Source organism: Pseudomonas sp. AIG (genome assembly GCF_977020205.1).
In genome coordinates, this window is the sequence record NZ_CDROCK010000019.1 from 61,398 (window position 1) to 78,229 (window position 16,832).

At 62.6% G+C, this 16,832-nt stretch carries 3 protein-coding genes (1 of these 3 only partly in view); all 3 read right to left on the minus strand.

What is annotated here, in order from left to right; all coding sequences use genetic code 11:
- Tightly spaced (each overlapping or abutting the next), the 3 genes in view from ACWR1S_RS13415 to ACWR1S_RS13425 form a layout consistent with a single transcriptional unit that may run on beyond the window.
- Entirely contained in the window at window positions 1-3,231 is a 3,231-nt protein-coding gene (locus ACWR1S_RS13415; protein WP_454563825.1) for a non-ribosomal peptide synthetase, read from the minus strand.
- Window positions 3,228-16,811: a non-ribosomal peptide synthase/polyketide synthase gene (locus ACWR1S_RS13420; RefSeq protein ID WP_454563826.1), complete on the minus strand. Its 13,584-nt coding sequence runs from the start codon at window positions 16,809-16,811 to the stop codon at window positions 3,228-3,230. Before ACWR1S_RS13420 ends, ACWR1S_RS13415 begins: the two co-directional genes overlap by 4 nt.
- Window positions 16,811-16,832, minus strand: the 3' portion of a protein-coding gene (locus ACWR1S_RS13425) for a non-ribosomal peptide synthase/polyketide synthase (protein WP_454563827.1). It continues 12,392 nt past the right edge of the window; only the last 22 of its 12,414 coding nucleotides appear in the window; its start codon lies off the right edge, out of view; the stop codon is at window positions 16,811-16,813. The genes ACWR1S_RS13420 and ACWR1S_RS13425 overlap by 1 nt, the downstream gene beginning before the upstream one ends.

Sequence of the window (16,832 nt, forward strand, 5' to 3'; positions counted from 1 at the left end):
TCAGCTTGTTTGCGCAGCCTTGGCGGCCTGCAACTGCCGCGCCTGCTCGGTCAGACGGGCCTTTTCCTCGGGACTCATCGCTTCCATGCGCAGACGTACCTGAGCCAGTTTTTCCAACTGCCCCGGGCTGCTTTCCAGCGCCCGCAACGCCAGCGCCAGCGACGCCACGGTCGGATGGTCGAAGACCAGGCCCGGGTGGATTTCGCATTGCAGCAACTTGCGAATACCGGCCACCAGTTTGATCACCAACAGCGAATGGCCTCCGGCCGCGAAGAAGTCGCGCTCGATGCTCAAGCGTTCAAGCCCCAGCAGTTGCGCCATGCGCGCGGCGAGCAGTTGCTCAAGTGCATCACGCGGCGCTACGCCTTCGTCATCCGCTGCCGTAGCGGCCAATTGTTGCAGCGCCTTGCGATCAATCTTACCGTTGGCCAGCCGTGGGAAACGCTCGATCAGTTGCAGGTGCTGCGGCACCATCACGGCAGGCAGACGTGCACTCAGCTCGGCACGTGCGATGTCGAGCTGACCCGCGGTCGCATCCGGTTGCGCCACGATAAACGCCAGCAGGCCCTGTTCAGCCGACACGGCAGGCAGCACCAGCGCTTCGGCAACCGATGGCAGGCGCAGCAGCTCGGCTTCGATTTCCGCGAGTTCGATACGGAACCCGCGCACCTTGACCTGCTGATCACGCCGACCGTGCAACTGGATCGCCCCGTCGGCGCGGTAACGTGCCAGATCTCCGCTGCGATACAGACGCTGCGCAGCATCGAATGGACTCTGGATGAACGTCTGCGCATCGGCCTCGGCATTCAGGTAGCCACGGCACAATTGCGCACCGCCCAGGTACAACTCGCCCAGCACCCCGACGGGCGCCAGACGCAAATCAGCGTCCAGCACATACACCTGATTGTTGCCCAGCACGTGGCTCAGCGCCGAGCAATCGCTGGCCGTGCCGTCCAGTGTCAGTGGGTGAATCATCACGCCGACGGTGGCTTCGGTCGGGCCATAGTGGTTGAACACCCGGCAATCACTGCGCAGTCGCGCAATGCGCTCGATCAGCGTCGGCGCAACCGGTTCGCCGCCCAGTACCAGCGTGTGCGGCAAGGTTGCCTGCTGATGGTCGAGCAACGCCGCAAGGTGCGACGGCACGATTTTCAGGCAGTCGATCTGATGCTGCTGCAGGAACTCGGCGAACAAGGCACCGTCTTGCATCTGTGCATCGCTGGCGACGTGCAGAGTGGCCCCATTGAACAACGCACCGAACAACGCCGTGTTGCCCAGATCTGCCGCGACCGTAGAACTGAAACCGATGTTTTTGCATGGCTCCAGACCCAGCGCCTGACTGGCCTGAGCGACGTAATTGAGCAATTGCCGATGCTCGATCACCACGCCTTTTGGCACACCGGTAGAGCCGGAGGTAAACAGCACGTAAGCGATGTCGGTGCCTTGAGTCGCAAGCACCGGCAACGGCACGCCCGACGCGTCGAGTTGTGCCAGCGTCAGGGCTTTGTGCGACTGACCCTGCCAGGCCGTCACGTGTGTTGCATCGGTCAACAACAGTGCGGCGCCGGCCTGTTCCAGCATCAATGCCTGACGCGCCTGTGGCCACTGCACATCCAGCGGCAGATACGCGCAACCGAGGCGCCAGCTCGCCAGCATCGCGATCACCAGATCCGCCGAGCGTGGCAACGCCAGCGCAATGATCGAGCCTGCGCTGACACCTTGATTGTTCAGGCCCTGGGCGGCGCTTTCGACGCGGGCCTGCAACTGGCCGTAGCTCAATGACTGCTCAGCGTCGGTCAAGGCGATGGCGTGCGGCGTACGCAGCGCCAGATCAGCGATGCGCTGTGGCAGATAACGCTGATCAGCCAGCGCCTGTATCGGCGGGTTGATCGCCAGCAAGCGCTGTTCGGCGGCGCGACTGAGCAAGTTGAGTTGCGCCAGTGCGGTGTGCGGCGCCTCGACAATCGCGCTCAACAGCACGCCGAACTGTTCCAGTACAGCGTTGGCCGCCGCTGGCGAATAGCGCGAAGCGGCGTACTGCAGACCAATGCCGGCAAGGCGTTGGTGTCCGTCCAGTTGCACCTGCAACAACCATTCGAAAGCGTCCGCCTGCACCTGCACGGCGTCAGCCGCGCCCCAGCGCAGACCGCCGCTGCCGGCGGCAACGCCGATCGGGCCAAGGCTGAAGCCGTAAGCCGGGCGCGCTGCGTCAGGCGCCAGTTCCGGCGTCCAGTATTCCTGCCAGGTGCGATGCTCTTCGAGGCGCGCCGCCAGTTGCCCCAGCCAGTCACTGAAGCGTGCACCGCCAGGCAGTTCCAGCGACAGCGGCAAGGTTTTCTCGAACACGCCCACGGCGTTGGCGAAATATTCATAGTCAGCACGGCTGTCATGCCGCAGACCGACCAGTACCTGATCGAGCCCGCTCAAACGCCCCAGCAACACCCACCACGCGGCTTGCAGCAACGTCGCGACTGGCTGACCGAGCTGCTCGGCCAGCGCTTGCAGAGCATCACGCTGCGCCGACTGCAGTTCCAGCGATACGCACGTATCGGCGGCACTCACTTCGAGGCCGGCGCGGCGAGCGGCCAGCCATGGCGAAGCGATGTCCGTCTGCACGCCGTGCAGGTGTTGCTGCCAGTAGGTACGCGCGCTGGCAGCGTCTTCGTCGAGCACCACCTCACTGCGCCATTCCAGATACTGGGCGAATTCCCCCGACTCGTCGTCTTCGCTTGGCTGAACCCCGGCGTACGCTTGCTGCACTTGCTCCAGCACCAGGTGCAACGATCGCGTGTCGGCACTGTGGCGAGCAATGCCCAGCAGCAGTTGCCATTGCTGTGGCGCCAGCCGATAAAGCACCGCCTGGACACTGGCGGATTCGCCGATGACAAAGGCGCGCGCCAGCGATTCGCCGATGTGCGCCTGAACGTCCTCGGCGCGTTGCTCGCCGGCATGGATCGTCAGCGGGAAGCGTTCGCTGTCGGCCGCTGCCTGGCGCAAACCGTGGAAACCGCTGACCTTGTCCAGCCGCGCCACCAGCATCGGCTGTTGTGCCAGCACGGTATCGAACGCGGCCTGCAAACGTTGCGGATCAAGATCGCCGTCAATGCCAACGCTGAGCCAGCGCAAGGCCTCGCCACAGGTGGCGGTGTTCGACAGGCGCTCAAGCAGCGCCTGTTGCTCAGGCGTCAGGGCGAAACCCGGATCCTGCATGTCCTTCATGACTTCGCTCATGCGCCGCTTTCCTCGGTGTTCAGTGCCGCCCGGGCGTTGCTGGCCGGGCGCTCCAGGCTGCTGTGGTCGTACATGTCACCCATGGCGACGACAATCTTGCGCGGGCCCTCGAACGGATCACGGGCATGCGCCACCAGCATGTTGTCGAGCAGAATGGCGTCACCCTTCTGCCAGTCGAACCGCACGGCACACGCTTCATACAGCTCGCCGATGCGTTGCATCACTTCATCTTCGATCGGTGTGCCGTCGCCGTAATACACGTGACGCGGCATGCGCTCGGCGCCGAACATCGACAGCAGGTCTTCACGCACATCCGGCTCCAGCCAGTAGATGTGGTGCAACTGCACCTGGTTGAAGAATGACTTGGCGCCGGTGACCGGGTGACGAATGATCGCCGGCCCCGGTGTGCGGGTTTGCAGTTCGTTGTTGTCGAGCCAGCGCCACTCGATACCGCCAGCGCGGCAGCGGGCTTCGACTTCGGCGCGGTCTTCAGTCTTGAAGAAGTGCTGCCACGACACGTCGAGGTTGTCGGTGAAGGTGCGCACATACAGCAAACCTTTGGACTCGAACTTGTCACGCAGGTCCGCCGGCAGTTTTTCGTACATCAAGCGGCAGTCGACTACCGGCGTTGCACCGCCGACCGGCGCCGCTTGCTCGCAATAGAACATCTGCTTGCGCGGCCAGCGATCCTGGTGCGAGCTCTCGTTGTGGAACAGGATCATCTTGCGTTCCGGGTACGGCGTGGAGCGGTAGGTGTTCTTGCCGCCCTCTTTCTTCGGCAGGTCACCGTACTGACCGTACAGGCCCGGCTGGATCGCTTCGGCGAACGCTTCAAAACCCTGAATGCCGTCGAGTTCGAAACCGCGGAAGAGAATGCCGGCGTGGGTCGCCAGTTTTTCTTCGATCAGCGGCCGGTTGTGCTTGATCCACTCAATCAAATCCAGCTGCGCCTCGTTCGGCTCCATCAACAGTGGGAACGGCTGCGGCGCAGCGATCAGCGATTCGCGGATCGGCGCTGGGCGAACCTTGGCCACCGGGGTGGCGCCACGCTTGAGGAACTTGCCCAGTTTGTCGGCCTTGGGTCCGGGGGCAGCGGGTTTGGCGGCCACTGCTAAATTGTCGACTGGCATGCTGATAGCTCCCAATTGAATGTCCTGATCAGCGACGATCTGTTCCAACAGGGCTATCCAGGCCTGCACCAGGTACTGAATGCGCTCGTGTCCGAACAAGGTTGTGGCGAATTGCCAATTACCCAGCAATTGCCCTTCTTCTTCGTCAACGAACAATGCCATGTCGAATTTAGAATGGCTCTGCAGCGCCGCCAGCGGCTCGACGCTCAAACCGCCCATGGACTGGGTGCGACCCGGCAGGTTGTTCATCACGAACAACACCTGCACCAACGGGTTCATGCCCTTGTGGCGCGGCACGCCAGAGGATTCGACGATCATGTCCAGCGGCAGGTCCTGATGCTCCAGCGCGCCGAGCAAGGTGTCCTGAGTACGCGCCAGGAATGTCGAGAACGCCGTGTCGGCCGAGAAGCGTGAACGCAGCGGCAAGACATTGACGAAGAAGCCGATCAACTGCTCCAACTGCGCCTGCTCGCGCCCGGCAACGTCCGCACCGACCAGTACGTCGTCGCCGCCACTGAATTGATGCAACAACACCTGGAACGACGCCAGCAGCGTGCTGTACAAGGTCACCCCCGCCTCACTGGCAACCTTGCGCAAGGCCTGGCTCAAATCCGTCGGCAGACGGAACTGCACGGCATCACCGTCGTACGACGCCACCGGCCCGCGCGGTGTATCCAGCGGCAGGTTGAGCTGCCCGCTGTAGCCACTGAGCGCCTCTCTCCAATAAACCGCCTGCTGGCCGAGAATCCCTTGGCGTTCCAGTTCCTGTTGCCACAGGGCAAAGTCGGAATATTGCACCTCCAGCGCCGGCAACGGCGTGGTGTCACCGGCCTTGCTCAACTCATGGATCTGCACCAGTTCGTTGACCAGTACGCCCATCGACCAACCGTCAGAAATGATGTGATGCATGGAGAACAGCAGCACATGCTCGGTCGGTGACAGATGCAGGATGCGCCCGCGCCACAATGGCGCCTGCTCCAGATCGATCGGCGTTCGCGCGTTATCCAGCGCTGCCTGCGCGACCTGTTCTTCCTGGGCACTGCGCGACAGACCGGACAAGTCGAGCACCGGGAAGTCGACATCGACCTGCTCGGCAATCAGCGCAATCGGATCACCTTCGTCATCCTGCGAGTACGCCGTTCGCAATACCTCATGACGGCGCACAACCTCGGCGAAGCTGCTGATGAAACGCTCCACCGACAACTCGCCACGCAAGCGCAGGGCCAGGGGCATGCCGTAGGCCGAACTGCCGCCAGACAATTGCTCGGCCACCCACAAACGCCGTTGCACCAGCGACAGCGGCGCGGTCGATTTGCTGCCCCATGCCTTCAGCGGCACCGCATGGCTGGCCGAGCCGTCGATGATGGGCGACTGCTCCCGGGCCATCCATGTCGCCAGATCCTTGAGGCGCGGATAGTTGAACAGATCACGCAGGCTCAACGTCCCCGTGGTCAGCTGGCGCAAACGCGACACCGCCTGCGTGGCCAGCAGCGAGTGCCCGCCCAACTCGAAGAAATGATCCTCGCGGCCGACCTGATCGAGTTCCAGCACGTTCTGCCAGATCGCCGCGATCTGCTGTTCCAGCTCACCCACCGGCGCCACGAAGTCTCCCGACGAAACAAAGGCATCAACGCTCGGCAAGGCTTTGCGGTTGAGTTTTCCATTCGCGGTCAACGGCAGTTGCGCCAGCAGCAACAGGTGCGCCGGAATCATGTGATCGGGCAGGTTTTCCTTGAGTTCTGTACGTACGCGGTCACGCCACAGGGCTTGTTCGGCCGGGCTGGCGTCGAGCAATGCCGCGTCGTCCGGTACCAGCCAGGCGACCAGTTGCTGACCGCTCGGGCCCGGCTGCGCCAGCACGACAACCTGGCGCACGGCCGTTTGCTCGAGCAGTTGCGCTTCGATCTCGCCGAGTTCGATACGGAAGCCGCGAATCTTCACTTGGTGGTCGATCCGCCCGACGTATTCGATGACACCATCGGTGCGATAACGCGCCAGGTCACCGGTGCGGTACAGACGACCGCCATCAGCGGCGAACGGATCGGGAATAAAGCGCAACGTGGTCAGGTCAGGACGGTTCAGATAGCCCCGCGCCAGCCCGGCGCGACCGACATACAACTCACCGGTGCAACCCTTGGCGACCGGGTTCAGATCACCATCGAGCAAGTACCACGACAGGTCCGGAATCGGCTCGCCGATCGGACTGCTGGCATCACGTTGCAAATCGGCCTGCGAGATCGGCCGGTAGGTCACGTGCACGGTGGTTTCGGTGATGCCGTACATATTGATCAGTTGCGGCGCCTGGTCGCCGAAACGCTCGAACCATGGGCGCAGGCTTCTGACCTCCAGCGCCTCGCCACCGAACACCACGTAACGTAGCGACAACGTCTGCGCCGCCTGTTCCGGCGCGCACGCCACCGCCATCAGTTGCTTGAACGCCGACGGCGTCTGGTTGAGCACGGTGACCCCTTCACGGCTCAGCAAGGTGAAGAAATCTTCCGGCGAGCGGCTGACGTCGTAAGGCACCACCACCAGTTTGCCGCCGTACAGCAACGCGCCGAAGATTTCCCATACCGAGAAGTCGAACGCGAAGGAATGGAACAGGCTCCAGACATCCTGTGCGCCGAAATCGAACCACGCATCAGTGGCTTTGAACAGACGCAATACGTTGTGATGAGCCAGCAACGTGCCTTTGGGCTGCCCCGTGGAACCCGAGGTGTAAATCACATACGCCAGGTTATCCGGGCTCATGCGGACCTGTGGATTACGTTCGCTATAGCCTTGAAGACGCGCTGGATCCTGATCGAGCACCAGGCTGTGCACCGAGTCCGGGACCGGCAAGCGGCCGAGCAAATGACGCTGGGTCAGCAGCAGGCCAATGCCACTGTCAGCGATCATGTAGGCCAGGCGATCTTCCGGGTAGGTCGGATCCAGCGGCACATACGCGCCACCGGCCTTGAGAATGGCCAGCAACCCCACGAGCATGTCCAGGCTGCGCTCCACCGCCAGCCCGACGCGCACGTCCGGCCCGACGCCACTGGCAATCAACTGATGAGCCATTTGGTTGGCGCGACGGTTGAGCTCGCCGTAGCTCAGGGTCTGCCCGGCACAAGTCACGGCAATCGCTTGCGGCGCGCGCTCGGCTTGCGCTTCGATCAGTTGATGCAGGCACGCCTCGCTCGGGAAGTCGGCCACGGCCGGGTTCCAGTCACGCAGCATGTGTTGCTCGTCAGCCGCACCCAGCATGTTCCAGTCGCCCAGGGGCCCTTCGGCACTGGCGCTCATGCCGCTCAAGAGCTGTTGCAACTGTGTCGCCAGATTGACCACGGTGTCGGCAGCAAAACTGGCGTGCTGATAGCTGAAATGCACGCTCAGTTGCTGATCCAGATTGACCATCAACGTCATTGCATAGTTGGTCTGCTCATAACGATCAACCTCGCCAAAGCGCAGCTCCGCCGATTCGGCTTGCTGCAACGCCTCGGCAATCGGGTAGTTCTCGAACACCAGAATATTGTCGAACAGTGCCTCACCGCTCTGCCCCGCCCAACGCTGGATGTCGAACAGTGGCGTGTGTTCCTGCTCGCGCAGCAACAGGTTCTGTGCCTGCACCTGTTGCAACCATTGCGTCAATGGCTGTTCGGCACGCGGGCTGGCGATGATCGGCAGCGTATTGATGAACAGACCGATCTGCCCTTCGACACCGCTCAACTGCGCCGGTCGTCCCGAAACGGTGGCACCGAACGCGACGCTGTCCTGCCCGGTGTAACGTTGCAACAGCAGCAACCACGCAGCTTGCACCAGCGTGTTGACCGTGACTTTTTGCGCACGGGCAAAGCGGTTGAGTTCTGCCGTCGCAGCGCTGTCCAGCGTCAGCAGGTATTCGCCTTGTCCTGCGACCATCACGTCAGCGACGTGCGGCACGGCATCGGCCAGATACGTCGGTGTGTCGAAGTCGGCCAACTGGCCTTTCCAGAAGTGCTCGGTGACCTGTACATCCTGTTGCGCCAGCCACTCGATGTAGTCGCGATAGCGGCCCGCCCCCATCACCGGCGCCTGGCCGTGATAGCGCTGCAGTACTTCGCCGAGCAACTGCGAGTTGCTCCAGCCATCCATCAGAATGTGGTGCGACGTGTAAATCAGGTGGTAGCGCTCAGTCGCGACCTGCACCACCACCAATCTCAGCAGCGGCGCAGCGTGCAGATCGAAACCTTGCAGACGTTGCGCACGCTCCAGCTCACGCAGGGCCTGAGGCAGATCGTTGCGATCACGCCAGTCGAGCACGCTGAACGGTACCTGCAAGCCTTTGTGCACCACTTGCAGCGGACGTTGCAGCCCCCCCTCCCAGACGAAACCGCTGCGCAGCACGTCATGGCTGTCCATCGCGGCTTGCCAGGCGTCGCGGAAACGCTCGACCTGCAGGCCATCAACCGCCACGCACATCTGATTGATGTAATCGCCCGATTGCTGTTCGTACAGGGTGTGGAACAGCATGCCCTGCTGCATCGGCGACAACGGATAAATGTCCTCGACCTGGCGCGGCACGACCGGCAAGGCATCGAGCTGCACCTGGTTCAGGCCGGCCAGCGGGAAGTCCGACGGCGTCAGCCCTTCGACGCCCGGCGTCAGGCAGTGGCGGATCAGCACGGCCAGCTCTGCGGCGTACTCCTCGGCCAATGCTTCGATCACCGCGCTGTCGAAACGCTCGGTGCTGAACGTCCAGCCCACGCGCAACTCCCCGCCATACACCTGACCGTTGAGGGTCAGCCAATTGCCCAGCGGCGCCTCTTCGCTCTGATCAAGGCCGGCATTGTCCGGCGAAGGCACAAACAGCGCACCGTCATCACTGGCGAAACTGCCGTCGAACTGGCCGAGGTAGTTGAAGGTGATGCGCGGGCTCGGCAAGGCACGCAGACTTTCCTGCGCCTGAGCATCACCGAGGTGACGCAGTGCGCCGAAACCAATGCCTTTGTCGGGGATCGAGCGCAGTTGTTCCTTGATCTGTTTGATCGAGTCCTGCGTCGTCGCGGCCGGCGTCAGGCGCACCGGGAACAGACTGGTGAACCAGCCGACGGTGCGCGTCAGGTCGACCCCGTCGAACAGCTCTTCACGACCATGGCCTTCGAGCTGGATCAGCGTCGACGCCTGCCCGCTCCAACGGCCAATGACCCGTGCCAGTGCTGTCAGCAGTAAATCGTTGACCTGGGTGCGATAGGCCGCCGGGGCTTCTTGCAGCAATTGGCGGGTCAGCTCGGCATCCAGTCGGGTCTGCACGGTGTGCGCCAGGCGATTTTGCTGGCCGGCGTCCACACGCTTGCACGGCAGATCGGTGCTGACGTCACTCAGACAGGCCTGCCAGTACGCCAGCTCCTGCCGCAATGCTGCACTGTTGGCGTAGCGCTGCAGGTGCTCGCTCCAGTCTTTGAAAGCACTGGTTTTCGACGGTAATTTCAGTGGCTGGCCGTCGAGCAATTGCTGATACGCGTTTTGCAGGTCTTCCAGCAGAATCCGCCACGACACACCGTCCACCACCAGGTGATGAATCACCAACTGCAACCGCTGGGTGCCATCGGCCAGCGTCGCCACGGTCGCACGCAGCAACGGTCCGTTTTGCAGATCGAGGCTGCGCTGGGCACGGTTGCCCAGGGCTTCAAGGCCGGCGGCATCGACAACGTCTTCCTGCCACAGCAGGTTTTGTGATTGATCTTCAACCGCGCGGTGCTCGGCCTGCCATGCACCGTTGTGCCGGGTGAAGCTCAAGCGCAGGGCGTCGTGATGAGCGACCAGCGCACGCAGCACGTGTTCGACTTTGTCCGCGTGCAGCGGTTGGCGCGGTGTGAGCAGCACCGACTGGTTCCAGTGGTGACGCTCAGGAATTTCATCCTCAAAGAACTGCTGTTGAATCGGCAGCAGCAACGCCGCGCCGGTCACCGCTTGTTGGTCGATGCTCGATTCGTCATCGCCCCACTGCGCGACCAGCGCCAGACGTTGAATGGTCTGGTGCTGGAACAGGTCTTTCGGGTTCAGGCGAATGCCGGCCTGACGCGCACGGCTGACCACCTGAATCGAGATGATCGAGTCGCCACCCAGTTCAAAGAAGTTATCGTTAAGCCCCACTTGCGGCAGCTTCAACACGTCTTGCCAGATCGCGGCCAAGCGTTGTTCCAGCTCGCTTTGCGGCGCCTGATAAGCCTGCTGCGCCTGGCTGGCATCCGGGGACGGCAACGCGCTGCGGTTGAGTTTGCCGTTGGCGGTCAATGGCAATTGCGCAAGCAACAACAGGTGCGCCGGGATCATGTGATCCGGCAGGTTTTCCTTGAGTTCGGCACGCACGCTGTCGCGCCACTGCGCCTGTTCAGCCGGGCTTGCGTCAAGTAACGCCGCTTCGCTCGGCACCAGATACGCGACCAGTTGCTGACCGCTCAGGCCCGGTTGGGCCAGCACCACGGCCTGGCGCACCGCGACTTGTTCGAGCAGTTGCGCTTCAATCTCGCCCAACTCGATACGGAAGCCGCGAATCTTCACCTGATGGTCGATCCGCCCGATGTACTCGATCACACCGTCGGCGCGGTAGCGCGCCAGGTCGCCGGTGCGGTACAGGCGACCGCCGTCAGCGGCAAACGGATCGGGAATGAACCGCAACGACGTCAGATCGGCACGGTTCAGGTAACCGCGCGCCAGACCGGCGCGACCGACGTACAACTCACCGATGCAACCCTTGGCCACCGGGTTCAGGTCGCCGTCGAGCAAATACCACGACAGGTCCGGAACCGGCTCGCCGATCGGGCTGCTGGCGTCACGCTGCAAATCAGCCAACGAGATCGGCCGGTAGGTCACGTGCACGGTGGTTTCAGTGATGCCATACATGTTGATCAGTTGCGGCGTTTGATCGCCGAAACGTTCGAACCACGGCCGCAGACTTTTCACCTCCAGCGCCTCACCGCCGAACACCACATGCCGCAATGCCAAGGGCTGCACCGAGTGTTCCGGGGCGCAGGCCACTTGCATCAATTGCTTGAACGCCGACGGCGTCTGGTTGAGCACCGTGATGCCTTCGCGGCCGAGCAAGGCAAAGAAATCTTCCGGCGAGCGGCTGACCTCGTAAGGCACCACCACCAGTTTGCCGCCGTACAACAGCGCACCGAAAATCTCCCACACGGAGAAGTCGAACGCGTAGGAATGGAACAGGCTCCAGACGTCCTGTGCACCGAAATCGAACCACGCAGCGGTGGCTTCGAACAGGCGCAGCACGTTGCGATGGGCGAGCAAAGTGCCCTTCGGCTGACCGGTCGAACCCGAGGTGTAGATCACATACGCCAGGTTGTCGGCGCTCATGCGCACAGACGGATTGCTGTCGCTGTAGTCCTCGCGATCCTGATCGAGGATCAGGCTGCGGACCGAATCGGGTACCGGCAGGCGCGCGAGCAAATGGCTTTGGCTCAACAGCAGACCAATGCCACTGTCGCCGATCATGTAGCTCAGGCGTTCTTCCGGATAGCTCGGATCCAGCGGCACATAAGCGCCGCCGGCCTTGAGGATCGCCAGCAGGCCAACCAGCATGTCGAGGCTGCGCTCGACCGCCAGACCGACGCGCACGTCCGGGCCGACACCGCTGTCGATCAACTTGTGTGCCAGTTGGTTGGCGCGGCTGTTGAGCTCACCGTAGCTCAGCGATTGCCCGGCGTAAGTCACGGCAATCGCTTGCGGTGCTCGCGCCGCCTGCGCCTCGATCAAGTGATGCAGGCATTGTTCGCTGTGGAAATCGACCACCGCCGGGTTCCACTGCAACAACGTTGCCTCACGCTCGGCCAGATCCTGCAATGGCAGCTCGGCAATGCGCTGCCCGCAATCGGCGACGATCGCTTGCAACAGGTTGCTCCAGTGGCGGGCGAAACGCGCCATGGTGTCGGCGTCGAACAGGTCGGTGGCGTAAGTCAGCTCGGCCCAGACGTTATCGGCCGATTCAAAGGTGTCCAGCGTCAGATCGAACTGCGCGGTGTGCGAGACCCAGCTCAAGCCTTCGATGGCGATATCCGGCAGGCGTGTCGCGCCCTGCGCCTGGCGAGTCTGGCTTTGATGGTTGTGCAACACCTGGAACAACGGGCTGTGGCTCAGGCTGCGCTGCGGCTGCAGTGCATCGACTAATTGCTCGAACGGCAGATCCTGATGGGCCTGGGCGCCGAGCACGGTATTTTTCACTTGTTGCAACAGGCTGCGGAACGTCTGCTGACTGTCGAATTCGGCCTTGAGCACCTGCGTGTTGACGAAGAAGCCGATCAGGCCTTCGGTCTCGACCCGGTTGCGGTTGGCCACGGGGACGCCGACGCGAATATCGGCCTGACCGCTGTAACGGTGCAAAACGGTCTGGAACGACGCCAGCAACAGCGCAAACAGGGTGACGTTTTCACGCTGTGCCAGTGCTTTGAGGCCAGCCGCCAGTTCAGCGCTCAACGCAATGTCCTGACGGGCGCCGCGATAGCTTTGCTCGGCCGGACGCGGACGGTCAGTCGGCAGTTCCAGCAGCGGCTGGTCGCCGTCCCCCAACTGCGCCGTCCAGTAATTCAATTGCCGCTCACGCTCGCCGGCGTCCATCCACTGGCGCTGCCACACCGCGTAATCGGCGTATTGCACCGGCAACGCTGGCAACCTGGCCGTCTGGCCTTGACTGTGGGCGGCATACAGGGCGACCAGTTCGTCGACCATGATGCTCATCGACCAGCCATCGGCAACGATGTGGTGCAAGGTGATGATCAGCGCATGGTCATCGGCGGCCAGACGCAGCAGCTTGACCCGCAGCAACGGGCCTTGCTGCAGATTGAACAGATGCAGGGTTTCTTCAGCCACCAGCGCCTGCAAGGCAGACTCATCGACATTGCCGACATTCTGCACCTGCAGATCCAGCGTCGCCTCGGCCTGAATCACTTGCAGTGTCTGGCCCTGTTCTTCAACGAAGCAGGTGCGCAGGGATTCATGACGCGCGATCAAGGCATCGAAGCTGCGTTGCAACGCCGGCAGATCCAGCTCGCCACGCAGACGCAGCGCGGCCGGGACGTGATAGGCGGTGCTGGTCGGCTCCAGTTGCCAGAGGAACCATTGGCGTTCCTGCGCATACGAAAGCGCCAGCGGTTGCAGACGCGGCAACGCGACAATCGGCGGTTGTTGCTGCGCCTGTTCGACACCCAGTGCCGCGACGAAATCGATCAGCGTGCTGTGTTCGAACAAGGTCCGCAGCGGCACTTGTACGTTGAGCGCCTGGCGCACCCGCGAGACCACTTGCGTGACCAGCAGCGAGTGGCCGCCCAGCTCGAAGAAGTTGTCGCTCAGGCCGACCTGCTCAAGTTTGAGCACCGCTTGCCAGATCTCGGCAACCGTGTGCTGGGTAGCGGTTTGCGGGGCGACATAGGTCGACTGCAACTGGTTGGCATCCGGGGCCGGCAAGGCTTTGCGATCGACTTTGCCGTTGGGGGTCAGCGGCAATTGCGCGAGGAACAGCAAGTGCGCGGGCACCATGTATTCCGGCAGTTCAGCCTTGAGGCTGGCCTTGAGCGCAGCACGCAAATCGGCGTCCGGAACATCGCTGGCGGATGGCACAACGTAGCCCACCAGCTGCGGACCGGTCGGGCCGTCCTGCGCGACCACGACGGTTTCGCGCACGCTGTCCAGTGCCAGGAGGCGCGCTTCGATTTCGCCGAGCTCGATACGGAAACCGCGAATCTTCACCTGATGGTCGATACGACCGATGTACTCGATCACGCCTTCTGCGCGGTAGCGTGTCAGGTCGCCGGTGCGGTACAGACGCGCACCATTTTTCGCGAACGGATCCGGTACAAATCGTTCGGCAGTCAGGCTCGGACGCTGGAAGTAACCGCGCGCCAGGCCTTCGCCACCGATGAGCAATTCACCCGGCGCGCCGAGCGGATTGAGCTCAAGGTCACTACCGAGAATGTACAAGCCCGTGTTATCGATCGGCGTGCCGAGGAACGGGCGGCTGTTGTCCGCACTGAGTGCATGTTGCGCCGACCAGATAGTGGTTTCGGTCGGGCCATAGAGGTTCCACACGCTCGGCGTCAGCGCCAGCATGCGGTGGGCCAGTTCCTGCGGCAGCGCTTCACCGCCACACAGGAACGTGCGGCCATCGAGAATCGCCGCGTGTTCGTTGTCGAGCAGCATGCGCCAGGTCGACGGCGTGGCTTGCAGAATGCTGACGGCGTGACGCTCGATCAGCTCCAGCACCGCTTGCGGGTCCTGATGCACGTCTTTGCCGGTCAGCACCACACAGGCACCCGCGAGCAGCGGGCCGTAGAGTTCCAGGCCAAAAATATCGAACGAAAACGTGGTCAGCGACAGCATGCGGTCCGACGCCGCGATACCCGGCTGTTTGATCATGCTCGCGACGAAGTTGCTCAGCGCCGCATGACGCACCATCACGCCTTTGGGTTTACCGGTGGAGCCGGAGGTGTAGATCGTATAAGCCAGATGCTCGCCATTGATGGCAACGTTCGGTGCGGTCTGCGGATAAGCCGCCAGCCAGCCCTGTGGCTGATCCAGCAGCAGCGTCTGCACGCCCGCCGGGATCGGCAATTGCGTCTGCAGGTGCGCTTGGGTCAGCAGCAATTGCAGGCCGCTGTCCTCGATCATGTAGGCCAGACGATCTTCCGGGTACGCCGGGTCCAGCGGCACATACGCGCCGCCGGCCTTGAGGATCGCCAGCAGGCCAACGATCATTTCCACGCTGCGCTCGACCGCAATGCCGACCAGACGATCCGGGCCGACGCCCTCTTCGATCAGCTTGTGCGCGAGTTGATTGGCGCGGGCCTCCAGCTCGCCATAGGTCAGCACAACTTCGCCGATGATCAGTGCGCTGGCGTCCGGGGTTTGTTGCGCCTGCAAGGCAAAGGCCTGTTGCACGCATTCGGCTTGCGCGGTGTGATCAGCGACGCGGAACCAGTCTTGCAACAGCACGTCGTGCTCGCGGTCGTCCAGCAGCGGCAATTCGCCAATGCGCCGGGTTGGCGCGGCCACAATGCCTTGCAGCAGGTTCTGCCAGTGCCGCGCCAGACGCTCGATGGTTTCAGGTTTGAACAGATCGGTAGCGTACGTCAGCTCTGCCGCCACGCCTGTGCTGGACTCGTACGTGCCCAGCGTCAGGTCGAATTGCGCCGTGCGGCCTTCCCAGACAATGTCCTCGACGCTCAGTTGCGGCAACTGCATCTGGCTCTGACGTTGGGTCTGGTCGTTGACCGCCTGATGGTTGTACATCACCTGGAACAACGGGCTGTGGCTCAGGCTGCGCTCCGGTTGCAGCGCTTCGATCAGTTGCTCGAACGGCAAATCCTGATGCGCTTGAGCCGCCATCGCCGATTGCTTGACCTGAGCCAGCAACTGATTGAACGGCAGTTGCCCGTGAACCTCGGCGCTGAGCACTTGGGTGTTGACGAAGAAGCCAATCAGGCCTTCGGTTTCCACCCGGTTGCGGTTGGCTGTCGGCACGCCGACACGAATGTGCGACTGACCGCTGTAGCGGTGCAGCAAGGCCTGGAACGACGCCAGCAAGACCATGAACAGGCTCGCACCCTCACGTTGCGCCAGTTGCTTGAGCGCATCGCCCAGCGCCGGCGGCAATTGCAGGTCGAGGCGCGCCCCGCGGAAACTTTGCACGGCCGGGCGCGGCTGATCGATCGGCAACTCCAGCACCGCTTGCTCGCTGCCCAGGGTCTTGACCCAGTAAGCCAACTGACGCTCACGCTCACCGGCTTCCAGCCAGTGGCGCTGCCAGATCGCGTAGTCGGCGTATTGCACGTCCAGTTCCGGCAGGGTCAGCGACTGGCCGCTGGTGTCGGCGGCGTAATGCTGGATCAACTCGCCGACCAACACCTGCATCGACCAGCCATCGGAGATGATGTGGTGCTGAATCAGCGCCAGCACGTGATCGTCTTCCGCGACTTTCAGCAGCGACACGCGCAGCAACGGCCCTTGCTGCAAGTTGAACGGACGCGACGTTTGCGCTTCGACGAACGCCTTGATGCAGGCTTCGACACCTTCGGCGCCCAGGCCTTGCGGCAACGGCTCGACACGGATGCTCAACGGCATCTGCGGATGGATCACCTGACAGAACGTCTCGCCCTGCTCGGTGAATGTCGTACGCAAGCTTTCGTGACGCGCGACCAAGGCATTGAAGCTGCGCTCCAGCGCCGCGACATCGAGACGCCCCTTCAGACGCAGCGCACTGGGAATGTGGTAAGCGCTGCTGTGCGGATCCATCTGCCACAGGAACAATTGACGTTCCTGGGCATAGGACAGCGGGATCGCCGCAAAGCCGCTGCGCGTTTGCGGAATCGGCAGGTTGGCCGGCGAGACGCCCTCTTCGAGCATCTTTTCCAGGTACAGCTTACGTTTGTCCAGCGGCAGAGTGATAAAGCGCTTGGCAACCCTCAAAGCAACACTCTTGTCCATCAGACTTCCTCCATATCGTCA

Coding starts and splice junctions, on each gene's coding strand:
- ACWR1S_RS13420 (WP_454563826.1), bottom strand. CDS start 16,811: ATGGACAAGAGTGTTGCTTTGAGGGTTGCCAAGCGCTTTATCACTCTG.
- ACWR1S_RS13415 (WP_454563825.1), bottom strand. CDS start 3,231: ATGAGCGAAGTCATGAAGGACATGCAGGATCCGGGTTTCGCCCTGACG.